The sequence below is a fragment of the Massilia sp. Leaf139 genome (genome assembly GCF_001424165.1).
Lineage (GTDB): Bacteria > Pseudomonadota > Gammaproteobacteria > Burkholderiales > Burkholderiaceae_D > Telluria.
In genome coordinates, this window is the sequence record NZ_LMOJ01000023.1 from 86,164 (window position 1) to 103,668 (window position 17,505).

Annotated in this window: 13 protein-coding genes; 3 read left to right on the forward strand and 10 right to left on the reverse strand. The window is 63.2% G+C overall.

The genetic code is table 11. The annotated features are described in order from the left end of the window. The first annotated feature begins 110 nt into the window (after positions 1-110). Positions 111-1,268 (forward strand): iron-containing alcohol dehydrogenase, encoded by a 1,158-nt coding sequence (locus ASF77_RS14540; RefSeq protein ID WP_056340730.1) that lies wholly within the window; start codon positions 111-113, stop codon positions 1,266-1,268. On the opposite strand, the gene ASF77_RS14545 is transcribed toward ASF77_RS14540, so the two are convergent. The 8 genes from ASF77_RS14545 to ASF77_RS14580 all read right to left on the reverse strand — a co-directional run bounded on the left by ASF77_RS14545 (position 1,269) and on the right by ASF77_RS14580 (position 9,802). Further along, the gene (locus ASF77_RS14545; RefSeq protein ID WP_056340733.1) at positions 1,269-2,126 is read right to left on the reverse strand and encodes an alpha/beta fold hydrolase; all 858 of its coding nucleotides are present in this window, start codon (positions 2,124-2,126) and stop codon (positions 1,269-1,271) included. A gap of 10 nt (positions 2,127-2,136) precedes the next feature. Then, complete coding sequence (locus ASF77_RS14550; protein WP_056340737.1) at positions 2,137-3,159, reverse strand: branched-chain amino acid ABC transporter permease; 1,023 nt, start codon at positions 3,157-3,159, stop codon at positions 2,137-2,139. Positions 3,160-3,162: 3 nt separating this feature from the next. Then, positions 3,163-4,047 (reverse strand): branched-chain amino acid ABC transporter permease, encoded by an 885-nt coding sequence (locus ASF77_RS14555; protein ID WP_056340740.1) that lies wholly within the window; start codon positions 4,045-4,047, stop codon positions 3,163-3,165. A 188-nt stretch (positions 4,048-4,235) separates the two neighbouring features. Beyond that, positions 4,236-5,441 carry an ABC transporter substrate-binding protein gene (locus ASF77_RS14560; protein WP_056340743.1) on the reverse strand — a complete coding sequence of 402 codons (1,206 nt, stop codon included), beginning with the start codon at positions 5,439-5,441 and terminating at the stop codon, positions 4,236-4,238. A gap of 43 nt (positions 5,442-5,484) precedes the next feature. After that, entirely contained in the window at positions 5,485-6,207 is a 723-nt protein-coding gene (locus tag ASF77_RS14565) for an ABC transporter ATP-binding protein (protein WP_056340746.1), read from the reverse strand. Further along, on the reverse strand, positions 6,204-6,977 hold the full coding sequence (locus tag ASF77_RS14570; protein ID WP_056340748.1) for an ABC transporter ATP-binding protein: 774 nt from the start codon (positions 6,975-6,977) through the stop codon (positions 6,204-6,206). Before ASF77_RS14570 ends, ASF77_RS14565 begins: the two co-directional genes overlap by 4 nt. Before the next feature lie 159 nt (positions 6,978-7,136). Continuing rightward, a complete protein-coding gene (locus ASF77_RS14575; protein WP_056340752.1) occupies positions 7,137-8,756 on the reverse strand; it encodes a GMC family oxidoreductase in 1,620 nt (539 codons plus the stop codon). Between the two features lie 14 nt (positions 8,757-8,770). Continuing rightward, positions 8,771-9,802, reverse strand: coding sequence for a nitronate monooxygenase family protein (locus tag ASF77_RS14580; protein WP_056340755.1), 1,032 nt, complete (start codon positions 9,800-9,802; stop codon positions 8,771-8,773). Between the two features lie 1,387 nt (positions 9,803-11,189). Between ASF77_RS14580 and ASF77_RS14585 the strand changes: the two genes are divergently transcribed. Further along, a complete protein-coding gene (locus ASF77_RS14585; RefSeq protein WP_056340758.1) occupies positions 11,190-11,990 on the forward strand; it encodes a 5'-methylthioadenosine/adenosylhomocysteine nucleosidase in 801 nt (266 codons plus the stop codon). Here the strand turns inward: ASF77_RS14585 and ald are convergent. Then, positions 11,960-13,075 (reverse strand): alanine dehydrogenase, encoded by a 1,116-nt coding sequence (gene ald, locus ASF77_RS14590; protein WP_056340760.1) that lies wholly within the window; start codon positions 13,073-13,075, stop codon positions 11,960-11,962. The two genes, ASF77_RS14585 and ald, sit on opposite strands and share 31 nt — an antisense overlap. A 36-nt stretch (positions 13,076-13,111) precedes the next feature. Further along, positions 13,112-16,759 carry a trifunctional transcriptional regulator/proline dehydrogenase/L-glutamate gamma-semialdehyde dehydrogenase gene (putA, locus tag ASF77_RS14595; protein WP_056340763.1) on the reverse strand — a complete coding sequence of 1,216 codons (3,648 nt, stop codon included), beginning with the start codon at positions 16,757-16,759 and terminating at the stop codon, positions 13,112-13,114. Between the two features lie 207 nt (positions 16,760-16,966). Between putA and ASF77_RS14600 the strand changes: the two genes are divergently transcribed. Further along, entirely contained in the window at positions 16,967-17,422 is a 456-nt protein-coding gene (locus ASF77_RS14600) for an Lrp/AsnC ligand binding domain-containing protein (protein WP_056340766.1), read from the forward strand. Positions 17,423-17,505 lie beyond the last annotated feature (83 nt).

Genomic DNA, 17,505 nt, shown 5'->3' on the forward strand with positions numbered 1-17,505 from the left:
TTCGAAGGAATACCAAAAGGCGAAATTGTACGGCAAGGCAGAGGTAAGCCTGCTCGTCCACGGCTGGATTTCTGGTGTAAGCTAGTTCGACCTTTTATCTCGGGATGCCCATGACCGCCTTTGCCTTCAACACCGTTGCCAGCATCGTTTCGGAACCGGGCGCCGCCGCCCGCCTCGGCCCGCTCGTCGCCGAACGTTTCACCAGTGCCCGCAACATACTGATCGTCACCGATGCCGGTTTCCTGCGTACCGGGCTACTCGAGCCGGGCCGCGCCAGCCTGCTCCAGCAGGGTTTCAACGTCGACGTCTTTGCCGACGTCGTCGCCGATCCGCCCGAGTCGGTCGTGCATGCCGCCGTCGACGCGGCGCGCACCATGGGCGCCGATCTGGTCATCGGCTTCGGCGGCGGCAGCTCGATGGATGTGGCGAAACTGGCCGCGGTGCTGGCCGGCGGCGAGCAGCCCCTGAGCGCCATCTACGGCATCGGCAACGTCAAGGGCACACGCCTGCCGCTGCTGCAGATCCCGACCACGGCCGGCACCGGTTCCGAAGTCACCAACATCGCCATCGTCACCACCGGCGAGACCACCAAGATGGGCGTGGTGGCTCCCCAGCTGTATGCGGATCTGGCCCTGCTCGACGCGACCTTGACCCTGGGCCTGCCGCCGCTGGTGACGGCCGCCACCGGCATCGACGCCATGGTGCACGCGATCGAAGCCTATACGAGCAAGCACAAGAAAAATCCGTTGTCGGACAATCTGGCGCGCGAAGCCTTGCGCCTGCTGTCACGGAACATCCTGGTCGCAGTGGAAGACGGTTCGAACCTGGCCGCGCGCCAAGCCATGCTGCTGGGTGCCTGCCTCGCCGGCCAGGCCTTCTCGAACGCGCCGGTGGCAGCGGTGCACGCCCTCGCCTATCCGATCGGCGGCATCTTCCATGTGCCGCACGGGCTGTCGAATTCGCTGGTGCTGCCGCACGTCCTGCGTTTCAATGCCGCACATGCGGCGCCGCTGTATGCGGAACTGGCACAGATCGTGGTGCCGGACGTGAACGGCAGCGCCGAAGCGCGCACTGAAGCCTTGATTGCCGCGATGCAAGGAATTGCGGAGCGCAGCGGCATCGAGACACGCTTGCAGGAGATGGGGATTGCCGAGAGCGACCTCGACCGGCTGGCGGATGACGCGATGCTGCAGACGCGCCTGCTCGGCAACAACCCGCGCGAGCTTACCCGAGCCGATGCACGGGCGATCTACGCAGCGGCGCTGTAATCAAAAGGAAGAAGCGGGTGCCGCCGCTTGCGGCGCCCGTGCGAAAAAGTCGAGCAACAAGGCGTTGACCTGATCCGGCGCCGTCACCTGCAGCCAGTGGTCGGCGCCGTCGACGCGCTCGTAGCGGAAATCGTACGCCACATAGCGCGCGGAATCGCGCATCTGCGTCTCGCCCAGCGCCGGGTCGCGGCTGCTCCAGACTCCCAGCACCGGCACCCGCACCGGTTCCCCCATGCCGCCGAAGACGATCCCGCGCAGCACATTCGCGCGGTAATAATTCAGCGCCGCCGTCAGCCGACCCCCACCGCGGAAGCTGCGCTTCCAGTGGCCGACCTGGGCACGATCCGTCGTAAAACGTTGCATGACATAAAAATCGCCCGCCATCAGCGCGCGCTCCGCCAATCCCGGCACCAGGAACCACATCATGTAGCTCGAGCGCAGGTACTGCATCAGCCCGGCATGGGCGAAGGCGGCCGGGTGGCCGACGGAGAGCGCGACGAACTGTTCGATGCGCTCCGGCGCCTGATCGCATAGCAGCCAGCCGATGACCGCGCCCCAGTCGTGGCCGACGATGCGGGCCCGCGCGATGCCGAGCTGGTCGAGCATGGCGAGCACGTCGGCGCAGAGGTGTTCCAGGCGGTAGGCGTCGACCGCCAGCGGCGCGTCGCTGCCGCCGTAGCCGCGCAGGTCGGGTGCCAGCACGCGGTAGCCGGCCGCTACCAGCGGCGCGATCTGCTTGCGCCAGACGATATGGGTATCGGGAAAGCCGTGCAGCAGCACGACGGCGGGCCCCTGCCCCACACTTTGCACCTGCAGGTGCAGGCCGTTCACGGTGAGGTGCAGGGACTCCTGTTTCATGGCGTTTCCTTTATGCGGTTTCCCGATCAGCCGTCACCGGCACGCGTGCGGCCGGCGCCGCCGGCTTTTTTCCCATACGTTCGAACAGGGCGCCGATTTCTCCGACGATACCACGGCGGAACAGCAGCACGCAGACGATGAAGATCAGGCCGGTCACCATGCCGACCGACTCGCCCAGGGTCGAGAACCATTGGATGCCGGTGCTCTCGGCCAGGAAGTTGCCGACTTCGCCCAGCTTGTTTTCCAGCGCGACGATGATGAAGGCGCCGATGATCGGGCCGGCCATCGTCCCCATGCCGCCCACCAGGGTCATCAGCACCACCAGGCCCGACATCGTCCAGTGGACATCGGTCAGGGTCTCAAAGCCGAGCACCAGGGTTTTGGTGGCCCCTGCCAGGCCCGTCAGGGCCGCGGAGAGCACGAATGCCAGCAGCTTGTACTTGTCGGCGTCGTAGCCCAGAGAGATCGCGCGTGGCTCGTTTTCCTTGATGGCTTTGAGTACCTGGCCGAAGGGCGAGTGCACGGTGCGCACGATCAGGGCGAAACCGGCGACGACGATCGCCAGCACGACGTAGTACAGGGTGAAATCGTTGCCGAGGTCGACGATGCCGAACAGTTTTCCACGTGGAACGCCCTGGAGGCCGTCTTCGCCATGCGTAAATGGGCTGCGCAGGGCGGCGAAGTACACCATCTGCGCCAGCGCCAGCGTGATCATCGAAAAATAGATGCCCTGGCGCCGGATCGCGAGCGAGCCGATCACAAGGCCGAGCACGGCACTGGTGGCGACGCCAGCCAGGATGCCGAATTCGGTCGGCAAACCGACCGTCGTCAGCAGATGGCCGGTGACATAGCCGGCGCTGCCGAAGAAGGCGGCGTGGCCGAAGGAAAGCAGCCCGGTAAAGCCGATCAGCAGATTGAAGGCGCAAGCGAACAGGGCGAAGCACAGCAGCTTCATCAGGAAGACCGGATAGCCAAAGAAGGGGGCGGCCAGGGCGATGGCGAGCGCCAGCGCGTACATGATTTTCTTGTTCATCGCTTATTTCTCCTTACCGAACAGACCGGCCGGGCGCAGCAGCAGCACGATGACCATGACCACGAACACCACCACTTCCGACCCCTCCGGATAGAAAACCCGGGTCAGGCCTTCGATCACCCCCAGCAGCAGGCCGGTGATGATGGAGCCGAGGATCGAACCCATGCCGCCGATCACGACGACGGCGAACACGACGATGATGAGGTTCGAGCCCATCAGCGGGGTGACGTTGATGACCGGTGCGGCCAGCACGCCGGCCAGGCCGGCCAGGGCGACGCCGAAGCCGTAGGTCAGCGTCACCATGCGCGGCACGTTGATGCCGAAGGCTTCGACCAGTTTCGGGTTTTCGGTGCCGGCGCGCAGGTAGGCTCCCAATCGGGTTTTTTCGATCACGAACCAGGTGCCGAGGCAGACGATCAGCGAGGAAGCGACGACCCAGGCGCGGTAGTTCGGCAGGATCATGAAGCCGAGGTTGGTCGCGCCCTGGAGTTGCTCGGGCACGTTCAGGGTCTGGCCGGAGACGCCGAAGAAGGAGCGGAACACGCCCTCCAGCAGCAGTGTGATGCCGAAGGTCAGCAGCAGGCCATATAGATGATCGAGTTTGTACAGCCAGCGCAGCATCGTCTTTTCGACGGCGATGCCGAAGGCGCCCACGACGAGCGGCGCCAGCACCAGCATCATCCAGTAGTTCAGTTCATATTCTGTGACGCCGATGTAGGCAATGAAAGCCCCCATCATGTACAGCGCACCGTGCGAAAAATTGATGACGTTCAGGAGGCCGAAAATGACGGCCAGGCCGAGCGAGAGCATCGCGTAGAAGGAACCATTCACCAAGCCCAGCAGCAGCTGGCTCATCATGGCTTGAAGGGGGACGCCAAAAATTTCCATAGGTACCCAAAGCAAAAAGTCGGATGGCGGTCAGCCGAGGCGGCCAGACCGGCCAAGAGGGTGTAACAGGGCAGACAGTAAAACGGTCGCGCATGGCACGCGACTGTTGAACGCGTGGACGGGAGACCCGTCCACCCTAACGTAGGGTGGAGGGCTGCGCCGTCCACGCGTCGATTACATTACCGACATCACTTCCACGCCGCGCACTTGGTCTCGGCCTTCTTGGTATACGCCTGGTCGCCCGGGATGGTGGCGACCAGCTTGTAGTAATCCCATGGATACTTCGACTCGGCCTTCGACTTCACCTGCATCAGGTACATGTCGTGCACCATGCGGCCGTCTTCGCGGATCACGCCGTTCTTGGTGAACATGTCGTTGATCTTGGTCGCTTTCAGCTTGGCCATGATCTTGGTCGAATCGTCGGTGCCGATCGCCTTGACCGCGTTCAGGTACTGGGTCGTGGCCGAGTAGTCGGCCGCCTGCAGCATCGACGGTTCCTTCTTCATCTTGGCGAAATAACGCTTCGACCAGGCACGGGTGTCGGCGTTCATGTCCCAGTACCAGCCGTCGGTCAGGTACATGCCCTGGGTGGCGTCCAGGCCCAGGGTGTGGACGTCGTTGATGAAGACCAGCAGGCCGGCGACCTTCATGCCCGGGGTGATGCCGAATTCCTTGGCCGCCTTGATCGAGTTGATGGTGTCGCCGCCGGCATTGGCCAGGCCCAGCACCTGCGCCTTGGACGACTGCGCCTGCAGCAGGAAGGACGAGAAGTCCGAGGCCGACAGCGGATGCTTGACGCTGCCCAGCACCTGGCCGCCATTGGCCTTCAGGACGTCGGTGGTGTCCTTTTCCAGCGACTGGCCGAAGGCGTAGTCGGCCGTCAGGAAGTACCAGCTCTTGCCGCCCTGCTTGATCACGGCCGAACCGGTGCCGCGTGCCAGCGCCACGGTGTCGTAGGCGTAGTGGACGGTGTAGGGCGAGCACTGTTCGTTGGTCAGCTGGGCGGTGCCGGCGCCGATCGAAATGAAGACTTTCTTCTTTTCGGCCGCGACCTTGGCCATGGCCAGGTTGGCGCCCGAGTTGGTGCCGCCGATCAGCATGTCGAGACCCTGCTGGTCGAACCATTCGCGCGCCTTGGAGGCGGCGATGTCCGGCTTGTTCTGGTGGTCGGCCACGACGAAGGTGACTTTCTTGCCGTTGACGGCGCCGCCCATGTCGGCGATCGCCATGCGCACGGCTTCGGCGCCACCGTTGCCGTCGATGTCGGAATACACGCCGGACAGGTCGGTCAGCAAGCCGATTTTAATGGTGTCGTCGCTGATCTGGGCATGGACGGGGGCGGTCAAACCAACCAGTGCGGCGCTGGCGGCGAGGGCGAGGGCGGTGCGTTTCATCTTGTCTCCGTTCTTGTGGTTGATGGTGCTGTGCAGGTGCTGTTTATACGCCGAGTAGCTCGGTAAGGACGGGCATGCGCGCTTCGAGGTCGCGCGCGGCGATGGTTTCGACGATCTGCCCGTGTTCGACGACGTGGAAACGGTCGGCCAGGGGCGCGGCGAAGCGGAAGTTCTGCTCGACCATGACGATCGTGTAGCCCTTGGCCTTGAGCATGGTGATCATGCGGGCCAGGCCCTGCACGATGACCGGCGCCAGGCCTTCGGAAATCTCGTCGAGCAGCAGCAGCCGGGCGCCGGTGCGCAGGATGCGCGCCACCGCCAGCATCTGCTGTTCGCCGCCCGACAGGCGCGTGCCCTGGCTGTGGCGGCGCTCCTTCAGATTCGGGAACATCTCGTAGATCTCGTCGATCGACATCGCCGTGCCGCCCGCTTTCAGCGCGGGCGGCAGCAGCAGGTTCTCCTCGGTCGAGAGCGAGGAGAAGATGCCGCGCTCTTCCGGACAATAGCCGACGCCGAGGTGGGCGATGCGGTGGGTCGGCAGGCCGACTGCCTCGACGCCATTGATGCGGATCGAGCCGGTGCGGCGTCCGGTCAGGCCCATGATGGCGCGCAGTGTGGTGGTGCGGCCGGCGCCGTTGCGTCCGAGCAGGGTCACGACTTCGCCCGGCTGCACCGCCAGGCTGATGCCGTGCAGGATGTGCGACTCGCCGTACCAGGCCTGCAGGTCGGTGATTTCGAGGGCGGCCGCATTTCGTTGCCCGCTCATGCGTGCCCCGCTTCGAGTTCGCCGTCGGCGGTGCCCATGTAGGCCTGCATGACTTGCGGGTTTTTCGACACTTCGGCGTAATTGCCTTCAGCCAGCATGGCGCCGCGCTGGAGTACGGAAATGCGGTCGCAAATGCCGGAAACCACGTTCATATTGTGTTCGACCATCAGGATCGTTCGTCCTTGTGACACTTTTTTGATCAGGGCCGTCACCCGGTGCACGTCCTCGTGCCCCATGCCTTGCGTCGGTTCGTCGAGCAGCATCAGTTCCGGCTCCATCGCCAGGGTCGTGGCGATCTCGAGCGCGCGCTTGCGGCCGTAGGGCAGGTCGGCGGTGACGGTGTCGGCGAAGCTGCCCAGGTCGACTTCGTCGAGCAGCGCCATGGCGCGCGCGTCCAGCGCCGACAGGGAATGTTCGCTGCGCCAGAAATGAAAACTGGTGCCGAGCTCGCGCTGCAAACCGATGCGCACGTTCTGCAGCACGGTCAGATGCGGGAACACGGCGGAAATCTGGAAGGAGCGGATGATGCCCTGGCGCGCAATCTGCGCCGGCTTGTCGCGGGTGATGTCGCGCCCGTTGAACAGGATCTGGCCCGAAGTCGGCACCAGGAATTTGGTGAGCAAATTAAAGCAGGTGGTCTTGCCGGCGCCGTTCGGGCCAATCAAAGCGTGGATGTGACCGCGCTGGACGCGCAGATTGACCTCATTTACTGCGGTAAAACCCTTGAACTCTTTGGTCAAGTTCTTTGTTTCAAGAATGACGTCGGTCATCGTGTCTCCAGTGCGTGAATACATACTGCCGCGGGACTACTTGGCAAATATTACACAGATTGGTTCTTTACACAATACAACGTCGCTCTGTGCAGCCGTGCACAATGAGCCTGCGGACGCAGACTGATTGTGCAGCGTTGCACAGGGTTGCAATTACACCTAGACGGCGGCGATCAGGGCTGCCGCCTTCTCGGCGATCATCAGGGTCGGCGAATTCGTATTGCCGGAGGTAATAAACGGCATGATCGAGGCATCGACCACGCGCAGCCGCCCTACCCCGCGCACGCGCAGCTCGCTGTCGACGACGGCGAGCGGATCGTCGGGTTTCCCCATCTTGCAGGTGCCGACCGGGTGGAAGATCGTAGTACCGATCAGGCCGGCGGCCTGGGCCAGTTCTTCCTCGGTGTTGTACAGCGGCCCCGGCTTGAATTCCTGCGGCTGGTAGCGCGCCAGCGCCGGCGCGGCGACGATGCGGCGCGTCAGCGCCAGCGCGGCCGCCGCGGTCTGGCGATCCTCCGCCGTGCTCAGGTAATTCGGCGTGATCTTCGGAGGGGCATAACTGTCGTGGGTGGACAGGCGCACATGGCCGCGCGCCGTCGGGCGCAGGTTGCAGACGCTGGCGGTAAAGGCCGGGAAGCCGTGCAGCGGGTCGCCGAATTTTTCCAGGGACAGCGGTTGCACGTGGTATTGCAGGTTCGGCGTCGCCTCGCCTGGATGCGACCGGGCAAAGGCGCCCAGTTGCGAGGGCGCCATCGACATCGGCCCGCTGCGCAAGAAAGCGTATTCAAGGCCGATCTTCATCTTGCCGAACCAGCTGGCGGCGCTGGTATTCAAGGTTTTGACGCCCTGCACCTTATACACCATGCGCAGTTGCAAGTGATCCTGCAGGTTCTCGCCCACGCCCGGCAATTCCACAATCGGCGTCACCCCATGGCGCTGCAGGTGACCGGCCTCGCCAATGCCGGACAACTGCAATATATGCGGCGAGCCGATGGCGCCGGCGGCGAGTAAGGTTTCGCGGCGGGCCGTGGCGGTGTAGGCATGGCCGCCGCCGGTGAACTGGACGCCGCGGCAGACGGCGCCATTGTCTCCCGTCTCGATCAGCAGGCGCTCGACGTGGCAGCCGGTCATGATGGTCAGATTCGGCCGCCGCGCCGCCGGTTTCAAAAATGCTTTCGCGGTATTCAAACGGATGCCGCGGCGCTGGTTGACTTCGAAGTACGAGGAGCCGGCGTTATCTCCGGTATTGAAATCGTCGACCTTCGCGATGCCGACTTCGGCGGCGGCATCGCGGAAGGCGTCCAGGATTTTCCAGGACAAGCGCTGCTTTTCGACGCGCCATTCGCCACCGGCGCCGTGGACGTCGCTGGCGCCGCGGTAATGGTCTTCGCTTTTTTTGAACAGCGGCAGCACCTGATTCCAGCGCCAGCTGTCGTCGCCGCAGCTATCCGCCCAGCGCTCGTAATCCTGGCGCTGGCCGCGCATATAAATCATGCCATTGATCGAGGAACTGCCACCCAGCACTTTGCCGCGCGGGTAGATCAGGGCACGGCCGCCCAGGCCCGGATCGGGTTCGGTATTGAACAGCCAGTCGGTGCGCGGATTGCCGATGCAATGCAGGTAGCCGACGGGGATGTGAATCCACAGATAGTCGTCGCGCGCGCCCGCTTCGATCAGCAGCACCTCGACGTTCTTATTCTGGGTCAGCCGGTTGGCCAGCACGCAGCCCGCGGTACCGGCCCCAACGATGATGTAGTCGTATTCTCCAGCCGATTCCACGTGTCTCGCGCTCCTCAGGACTGCAATTCGGTTGCCAACAGCTTGACCAGTTGCGCCGCCGGCATCGGCCGCGCGCGGGCGAATTCGGCGCCGGCCCACATCGACATCAATTCGGTATCGCCCTGCTGGTTCGCCGCGGCGCGGATGCCGCCGGTCAGGGCGTTCTGGATCGGATAGGGCGGCACTTGCGGCTCGACCTTCTCCATCAGGCGCATAAAACGGTTTTCGATACCGCGCGCATAGCGTCCGGAAAAACTGCGGGTCAGGCGCGTGCGCCCTTCCCCGCTGACCAGGCGCGCCCGGTAGGCAGGGTGAATCGCCGCTTCGTCGGTGACGAGAAAGGCGGTGCCCATCTGCACGGCGCGCGCGCCCAGCGCCAGCGCCCGTTTGATATCCGCCCCGGTCGTGATGCCGCCGGCGGCGATCACAGGAATCTTGACCGCCGCCGCCACCGCCGGCCAGAGTTCCTGGCTGGACAAGCTCGCATATTCCTGGCGGCCGATGAAGGTGCCGCGGTGGCCGCCCGCCTCGACGCCGGAGGCGATCACGGCGTCGGCCCCGATCGCCTGCCAGGCCAGCGCTTCCGCCACCGTGGTGACGGTGCCGGCCACCAGGATGCCGGCCCGGTGCAGGCGCTCGACCTGCACCGCCTCCAGGATGCCGAAGGTGAAACTGACGGCCGGCGGACGTAGCTGCAATAAAGTCTCGAACTGCGCCTCGAAATCCTCGCACCATTGCTTCGGCAACGGCAGCTCGTTCCAGCCCAGGCTTTCCCAGACCGGACGCAGCAGTTCGACGGCGTGCGCCACCTCGTCCTCGCTCGGGGCCGGTTTACCCTGGACGAAAAAATTCAGCATGAAAGGGCGATCGGTCAGGCTGCGGATGCGCGCCACCTGGGCCTCGATCGTTTGCGGATTCAGGAGCGAACACGGCAACGAACCGAGCGCGCCGGCATTCGACACGGCCGCGACCAGTTCTGGCGTGCAGGAGCCGCCGGCCATCGGGCCCTGGATGACTGGTACCTGGTACAACGCCTCGATCCCCATGTCCGCCTCCCTCGATCAGTTCATGTTAGTTCAGCAATTCGATTCACCGAAGGGAGCTTACCAGATCGTAGACTTCGCGCCAGTGGGGTGGTGACAGCTCAACTGTGGATAAGCTTCTTGATATCCACAGGAACGGATTGTGCAAAAACGCGGCTTTCATGCACCCCGAAAATCTTGTCCAGATTTGCCAGCGCGGCGATACAGAGGCCATCACAGCTTTATACCGCGTGTAAATCCATGATTTCTCATCCGTTAACCGGCTTATCCACAGAAAATGCCAGTTGTTAACACTACTACTATCCTTGTATACCTATTTTGGTTGTAAACCTGAGAAGCGAACGCCGCGGGTGCGCAAAAAAATTTTTTTCGTCGACGACGCCACTGTTGGCTGCCTGCGTCAGATCGCGGCCTTGCATGTTTGCTGCAAGCGCATTTGCATCCAGCACGGCCGTCCTGCCTGCACCTACCCGGCACTCGGCACGATCAACGTCCTGGCCGCGACAGCGGGTGTGGACAAACCCATGCATATCCACAGGAGCGAATGTGCAGAAGCGGGCAAAGCCGACACTGCCCGAAATTTGTACACCTTCGGTGCAAGCCGGATACAAGGCTTGTCCAGCACATCGACAAGGCGCTAAACCCTTGAGCCTGTTGAAAAAATCCGGCTTATCCACAGTAAACGGCCGCGTTAACTACTACTACCAGTTTTGTATACAACTCTTTTAAGTAAACAGGTAAAAGAAGCGGCGCGTGAAAAACCGGGGCATGCGATGCGTGCTGGCCAAAAAAAAGCCGTGTCATGGCAAGGTCAAAAAGCGTCTGCAGGAAAGTGGAAGGTGAACAGCGCTGGTGAACGCGAGCGCTGGTGGCCAGGCCGGCAAAAAAAAACGGGAGGCGTGTGTTGATGGCCAGAATTGCGTTACCGGCAGTTCGGGTGGAAGGGTTTGGCAGATAGGAAGAGGGGGAACATGCGTGGCGGAGTTGAATTCGCCGTATAGCGACCGGTAACCTCCGTGGGCATGCCCACCCTACGGTCAACGTGGTTCGCGCTCCCCGGCTGTGGACAAGCGCTTGCATATCCACAGGAGCCAATGTGCAAAACGGCGTTTACTGAAGGCAAGCCGTTTTTTCTCCAACATCGGTGCAAGGCCGATACAATCCTTGTCCAGCGCGTTTACAAGGACGTAAACTGCTGATCTTGTGGAGTAAACCGCTCTTATCCACAGCAACATGGCCGTTTACTATCACTACCAATTTGTATACATACCTTTATTACTGTAAACAGAGAACAGCGGGAATACCGTGCACAACCCTGTTTGGCAAAGTAAAAACCAGGGTCTACCAGCGTCTTTCTCGTCTATTCACGCTCATATCGGTTAACTGAACAATGCGTCTCGGGATCATCAGCGCGCTGGCGGAAGAACAGCAGGGACTCGTGGACGCCATGGAGAGCCCCTACAAGCTCATCCATGGTCAACGCGAGTACTGGGTCGGACAACTGTGGGAAATCGACGCTGTGTGCGTCCTGTCGCGTATAGGCAAGGTCGCCGCTGCGGTGACGACCACCACGCTTGTGGAGAAGTTCGGAGTTACCCACATCCTGTTTACGGGTGTCGCAGGCAGCGGCGATAAAACCATCGCCGTCGGCGACATCGTGGTGGCTGAATCGCTGGTGCAGCACGACATGGATGCCAGTCCCCTGTTCCCGCGCTTCGAGGTGCCCTTGACCGGGATGTCGCATTTCGCCGCCGACCATGGACTGGCCATGCGCCTGGTCGATGCCGCCTACGCTTTCCTGGGCAGCGATTTTATGGACGCCATCGATGCCGACGAAAAAGCGGTGTTCAAGCTGACCCGGCCGCGCATCCACCGCGGCCTGATTGCCAGCGGCGACCAGTTCGTGAACGACGGCGCCCACATCCATGCCCTGAATGCGGCCCTACCCGGCTTGGTGGCGGTGGAAATGGAAGGGGCGGCGGTGGCGCAGGTGTGTTACGAACTCGGCGTTCCCTGCGCGGTGATCCGCACGATTTCGGACAACGCCAATGAAAACGCGGCCATCGACTTCATGCGTTTCGTGAAGTCGGTCGCCGCGCGTTACGCTTATTACATCGTGCGGCGTTTTTGCCTGCAGGACGGGGGCGGGGTAGACAAGGATCAGGCCAGCAGCGAGTCCGCCGGCACGTAGTCGTAGCCCAGGGTCTGGGCGACGGCCTCATACGTCACCTGCCCCAGGCAGACATTCAAGCCCTGGCGCAGGTGAACGTCGTCCAGCAGCGCCCGGCGCCAGCCTTTATTCGCCAGGGCCAGCGCATGGCCGATGGTGGCATTGTTCAGGGCGAAGGTCGAGGTACGGGCGACGGCGCCCGGCATATTGGCCACGCAATAGTGCACCACGCCATCGACGACATAGGTCGGGTCGGCATGGGTGGTCGCATGCGAGGTCTCGAAGCAGCCGCCCTGGTCGATCGCAACGTCGACCACCACCGCTCCCTTCTTCATCTGCGCGATCATCGCGCGCGTGACCAGCTTCGGCGCCGCCGCACCCGGCACCAGCACGCCGCCGATCACGAGATCGGCCGCCAGCACCGCTTCCCCGATCGCGTGGCCGGTGGAATATACGGTGGCGATGCGGTTGCCGTAGACCAGATCGAGCTGGCGCAGGCGTTCGATGTTTTTATCCAGCACGGTGACGCGGGCGCCGGTGCCGACCGCCATCTGCAGCGCATTGGTGCCGACCACGCCGGCGCCGATGATGACGATCTGGCCCGGTGCCACGCCCGGCACGCCGCCCAGCAGCAGGCCCATGCCGCCCTTTGATTTTTCCAGGTGCGCGGCACCGGCCTGGATCGCCATGCGGCCGGCCACTTCGCTCATCGGCGCCAGCAGCGGCAGGCCGCCGCCGGCGCCGGTGATCGTTTCGTAGGCAATGCAGACCGCCTTCGATTTGACCAGCGCCGCCGTCTGCTCCGGATCCGGCGCCAGGTGCAGATAGGTGTACAGGATCTGCCCTTCGCGCAGCATCGCGCATTCGCCCGGCTGCGGTTCTTTCACTTTCACGATCATCTCGGCACGCGCGAAAATCTCTGCGGCGCTGTCGACGATCGTGGCGCCGGCCGCCACATATTGTTCGTCGAGGAGGCCGATCTCGCCGCCGGCGTTCTTCTGGACAATCACTTGATGCCCCCGTGCGACCAGCTCGTGCACGGAAGGCGGGGTCAGGCCGACCCGGTACTCATGGTTTTTGATCTCTTTTGGAACGCCAATTAGCATGTCTTCCTCCGGTTGATTGAAACAGCTACAGCATAGTTACAGTCCCAGCGTCATGAGGCTTGCGTTGCCGCCAGCCGCGGTCGTGTTGACGCAGACGGCGCGTTCCGCCACCAGGCGCCACAAGGCGACCGGCGTCGCCGCATCGGTATCGACGATGCCGACGATCGCGCCATTCCGCGCCGCCAGCTGGGTACGCAGCGTGCCCTGCAGACCGGTCTCCAGCAGCGCAATCCCGAATTCGCAATTGCCGACTTCCGCCTGGCCAATGAAACGGATGCGATCCTTGACTTCCGGCGGCAAGTCTTCCGGCACCGCCGCCTGCGACCCAGCCAGCACGAAGGCGCGATTCCCCGTTGCCATGGCCGCCGCCAGCTGGTTCAGCATGCCCTTCATGGACGCGGCCGCGCACAACACGACGCCGCGCGGGCAGAAGGACAAACGGTTCTTCTCGCCGGTCGGGCCCGGCAACTCGATGGTGGTGCCGTTCAGCTGGGTGCGGGCATAGGTCTCGCCCAGGCTGACGATGTCCTGGTGGCCATTGTTGCGTGCCCAGACCAGCAGCCCGGACAGCGCCGCATACGGTTGATTTGCATGGGTCAGCAGGGGCGCAGCCTGGCGCTGCAGGCGCTTGATGTAGAGCGGGCCGCCCGCCTTGGGGCCGGTGCCGGATTTACCCTCGCCACCGAAGGGCTGCACGCCGACGACGGCGCCGACGATATTCCGGTTCACATAGATATTCCCGACGTGGGCGCGGGTGGTGATGAAATCGATGGTCTCGTCGATGCGCGAATGCACGCCCAGCGTCAGTCCGTAACCGGTGGCATTGATCGACTCGATCACCTTGGGCAGGTCGGCGCGGCGGTAACGCACGATGTGCAGCACCGGCCCGAACACTTCCTGCTTGAGTTCCGCCAGCGAGGCGATCTCGAGCACGGTGGGCGGCACAAAGGTGCCCTGCGAGGTGACGGACTCCGGCAGCGCGAGCGCGAAATGCTGCTTGGCGGTGGCCTTCATGCGCGCGATGTGATCGAGCAGGTTGCGCTGGGCTTCCCCGTCAATCACCGGGCCGATGTCGGTTGCCAGGCGATCCGGGCTGCCGACGCGCAATTCACCGAGCGCGCCTTTCAACATGCGGATGGTTTTATCCGCAATATCTTCCTGCAGGAACAGCACGCGCAGCGCCGAGCAGCGCTGGCCGGCACTATCGAAGGCTGAGCTGAGCACGTCCTGCACCACCTGCTCCGGCAGCGCCGACGAATCGACGATCAGGGCGTTCTGGCCGCCGGTTTCCGCCACCAGCGGGATGTCGATGCCCTCGGCTTCGCCGCGTTGCGCCAGGGTGCGGTTGATCAGCTGGGCTACTTCGGTCGAACCCGTGAAAATCACGCCCTTTACACGCGCATCGGCAGTCAAGGCGGCGCCGACCACTTCGCCGCGGCCCGGCAGCAGTTGCAGCGCGGCGCGCGGGATGCCCGCTTCATAAAACAGTTCGACGGCGCGGTGCGCGATCAGCGGGGTCTGCTCGGCCGGTTTGGCGAGTACCACGTTGCCGGCAGCCAGGGCCGCGGCGACCTGGCCCGTAAAAATGGCGAGCGGGAAGTTCCAGGGGCTGATGCACGTGACCGCGCCCAGCGCCTGCGCTGCCGGCGCATCTTTTACCTGGGCGCCGTAGTAGCGCAGGAAGTCGACGGCTTCGCGGATTTCGGCGATGGCGTTCGGCAGCGATTTGCCCGCTTCGCGCACGGCCAGGGCCATCAGCTCGGCGCAATGGGCTTCGAACAGGTCGGCCACGCGGTCGAGGATGGCGGCGCGTTCGCGGTTGGCGCTGGCATTCCATTCGGCGGCGAAGGCGCTGGCGGCGGACAACGCCGTCTCGACATCGGCTTTGGACGCTTCCTGCACCTGGCCGACGACGTCGGCACGCTGGGCCGGGTTTTGGATGGCCAGCACATCGGCCCCTGCCACGGCGCCGGCGACCAGCGGCGCGGCCTCATACGTGCGCTGGCGCGCCAGTTCGCTGCCCAGCGTGCGCAGCGCGTCTTCATTCGTCAAATCGATGCCGCTCGAATTCTTGCGCTCGGTGCCGAACAGCGCACGCGGCAGGGCGATGCCCGTGTGCGGCGCACCGCCGCTGGCGCGCGCGATCTCGAACGGATCGTTGAGCAGGGTCTCGATATTCACCTTTTCGTCGACGATCTGGTTCACGAAGGACGAGTTCGCGCCGTTTTCCAGCAGGCGGCGCACCAGGTAGGCCAGCAGGGTTTCGTGGGAGCCGACCGGCGCATAAATGCGGCAGGTTTTGTTCAGATTCTCTTTACCGACGACCTGGTCGTACAAGGTCTCGCCCATGCCGTGCAGGCACTGGAACTCGTAGTTCTCGATGCCGCGTTCCTGGGCCCAGGTGTAGATCACCGATAAGGTATGGGCGTTGTGGGTGGCGAACTGGGCATAAATAACATCGGTCGCGCCCAGCAGTTTCTCGGCGCAAGTCAGATACGACACGTCGGTGTAGACCTTGCGCGTGTAGACCGGATAGCCGGGCATGCCGTCCACCTGCGCGCGTTTGATCTCGGCATCCCAGTACGCGCCTTTGACCAGGCGCACCATGAACTTGCGGCCGCTGCGCTTGGCCAGGTCGATCACGTAGTCGATCACGAAGGGGCAGCGTTTCTGGTAGCCCTGCACCACCAGGCCGATGCCGTCGAACCCGGCCAGCTCCGCGTCGAAGGCCAGCGCTTCCAGCATGTCGAGCGAGATTTCCAGGCGGTCGGCTTCTTCCGCATCGATGTTGATGCCGATGTTGTACTGCTTGGCCAGCAAGACCAGGCTGCGCACGCGCGGCAGCAGTTCGTTCATCACGCGCTGCGCTTGCGCGCGGCTATAGCGCGGGTGCAGGGCCGACAGCTTGATGGAGATGCCCGGGCCGGCCTTGATGCCGCGCCCATTCGAGGCCTTGCCGATCGCGTGGATCGCCTTTTCGTAGGACGCGTAATAGCTTTGCGCATCGCTTTCCGTCAGCGCCGCCTCGCCCAGCATGTCGTAGGAATATTGATAGCCGCGCGCTTCGTTCGGCTGGCTGTTTTTCAGGGCTTCGTCGATGGTCTGGCCGGTGACGAACTGGTTGCCCAGCATGCGCATGGCGAGGTCGACACCCTTGCGGATCAGCGGCTCGCCGCCCTTGGCGATCAGGCGCGTCATGGCCGAGCCAAGGCCGCGTTCGCTGTTGCTCGACACCAGTTTGCCGGTAATCAGCAGGCCCCAGGTCGCGGCGTTCACGAACAGCGAGGGCGATTCGCCCAGGTGGCTCTTCCAGTCGCCGCGGCTGATCTTGTCGGCGATCAGGCGGTCGGCGGTGGCGCTGTCGGGAATGCGCAGCAGCGCTTCGGCCAGGCACATCAGGGCCACGCCCTCTTCCGACGACAGCGAGAATTCATGCATCAGGGCGTCGACGCCAGAGGCACGCGTGCGCTTCGTGCGCACGTTCGAGACCAGGCGGTGCGCCAGCGGTTTCGCTTCCGCGCTCGGGCGCGCGCCTTGCGCCAGCAGCCATTGCACGGCTTCGACCTCGTCGCGGCGGTAGGCGGCCGTAATGGCGGCGCGCAGTGGGGTCTGATCCGGTTTGATTTCGGCTTGGAATGCGTCGAAAGGAACGAAGGTGGAGGCGGCAGTAGCGGCGATCTGCATGGTGGGTCTTTATAAGATGATAAGAGGTGCGCACAGCAAAACGCGCCGGTCTGTAGCCACAGCCGGCGCGCTTTTGACGGGCGCTTCAATCGTTTGATTGTAGAAGGAATTCTTCTGGATTAATTCTGTTTTTAATGGGCACTAGCAATAGATAGTTTTTGGTGCGAGAATTCGACCAAATAATATTTACGTGGGGAGACGGACGGCATGCTGGACAAGATTTCGAAGAAAATTCTCGCCGAGTTACAGAACGACGGCCGCATCAGCAACGTCGAGCTGGCGACCCGCGTGAACCTGTCGCCGGCCGCCTGCCTCGAGCGCGTGCGCAAACTCCACGAGTCCGGCTACATCATGGGCTACACGGCCCAACTCAACCCGCAATTGCTCGACGTCTCGCTGTTGGTGTTCATCGAGGTCGTGCTCGACCGCACCACGCCGGAAGTGTTCGATGCCTTCAAGCAGAGCGTGCAGCTGATTCCCGAAGTGCTCGAATGCCACATGGTGGCGGGCGGCTTCGATTACCTGGTCAAAGCGCGAGTGAAAGACATGGCGGCTTACCGCGAGTTCCTCGGTAAGACGCTGCTGCAGAAGGGCGTGCGCGAGACGCATACCTATGCGGTGATGGAAGAGGTCAAGAATACGACCAAGTTGCCGATCCGATAATTCGCATTTGTAGGGTGGACGGCTGCGCCGTCCACGCGGTGATCCGTAAAACCTCCGATTTCGTGCTCGATGCTTCTGCCGTC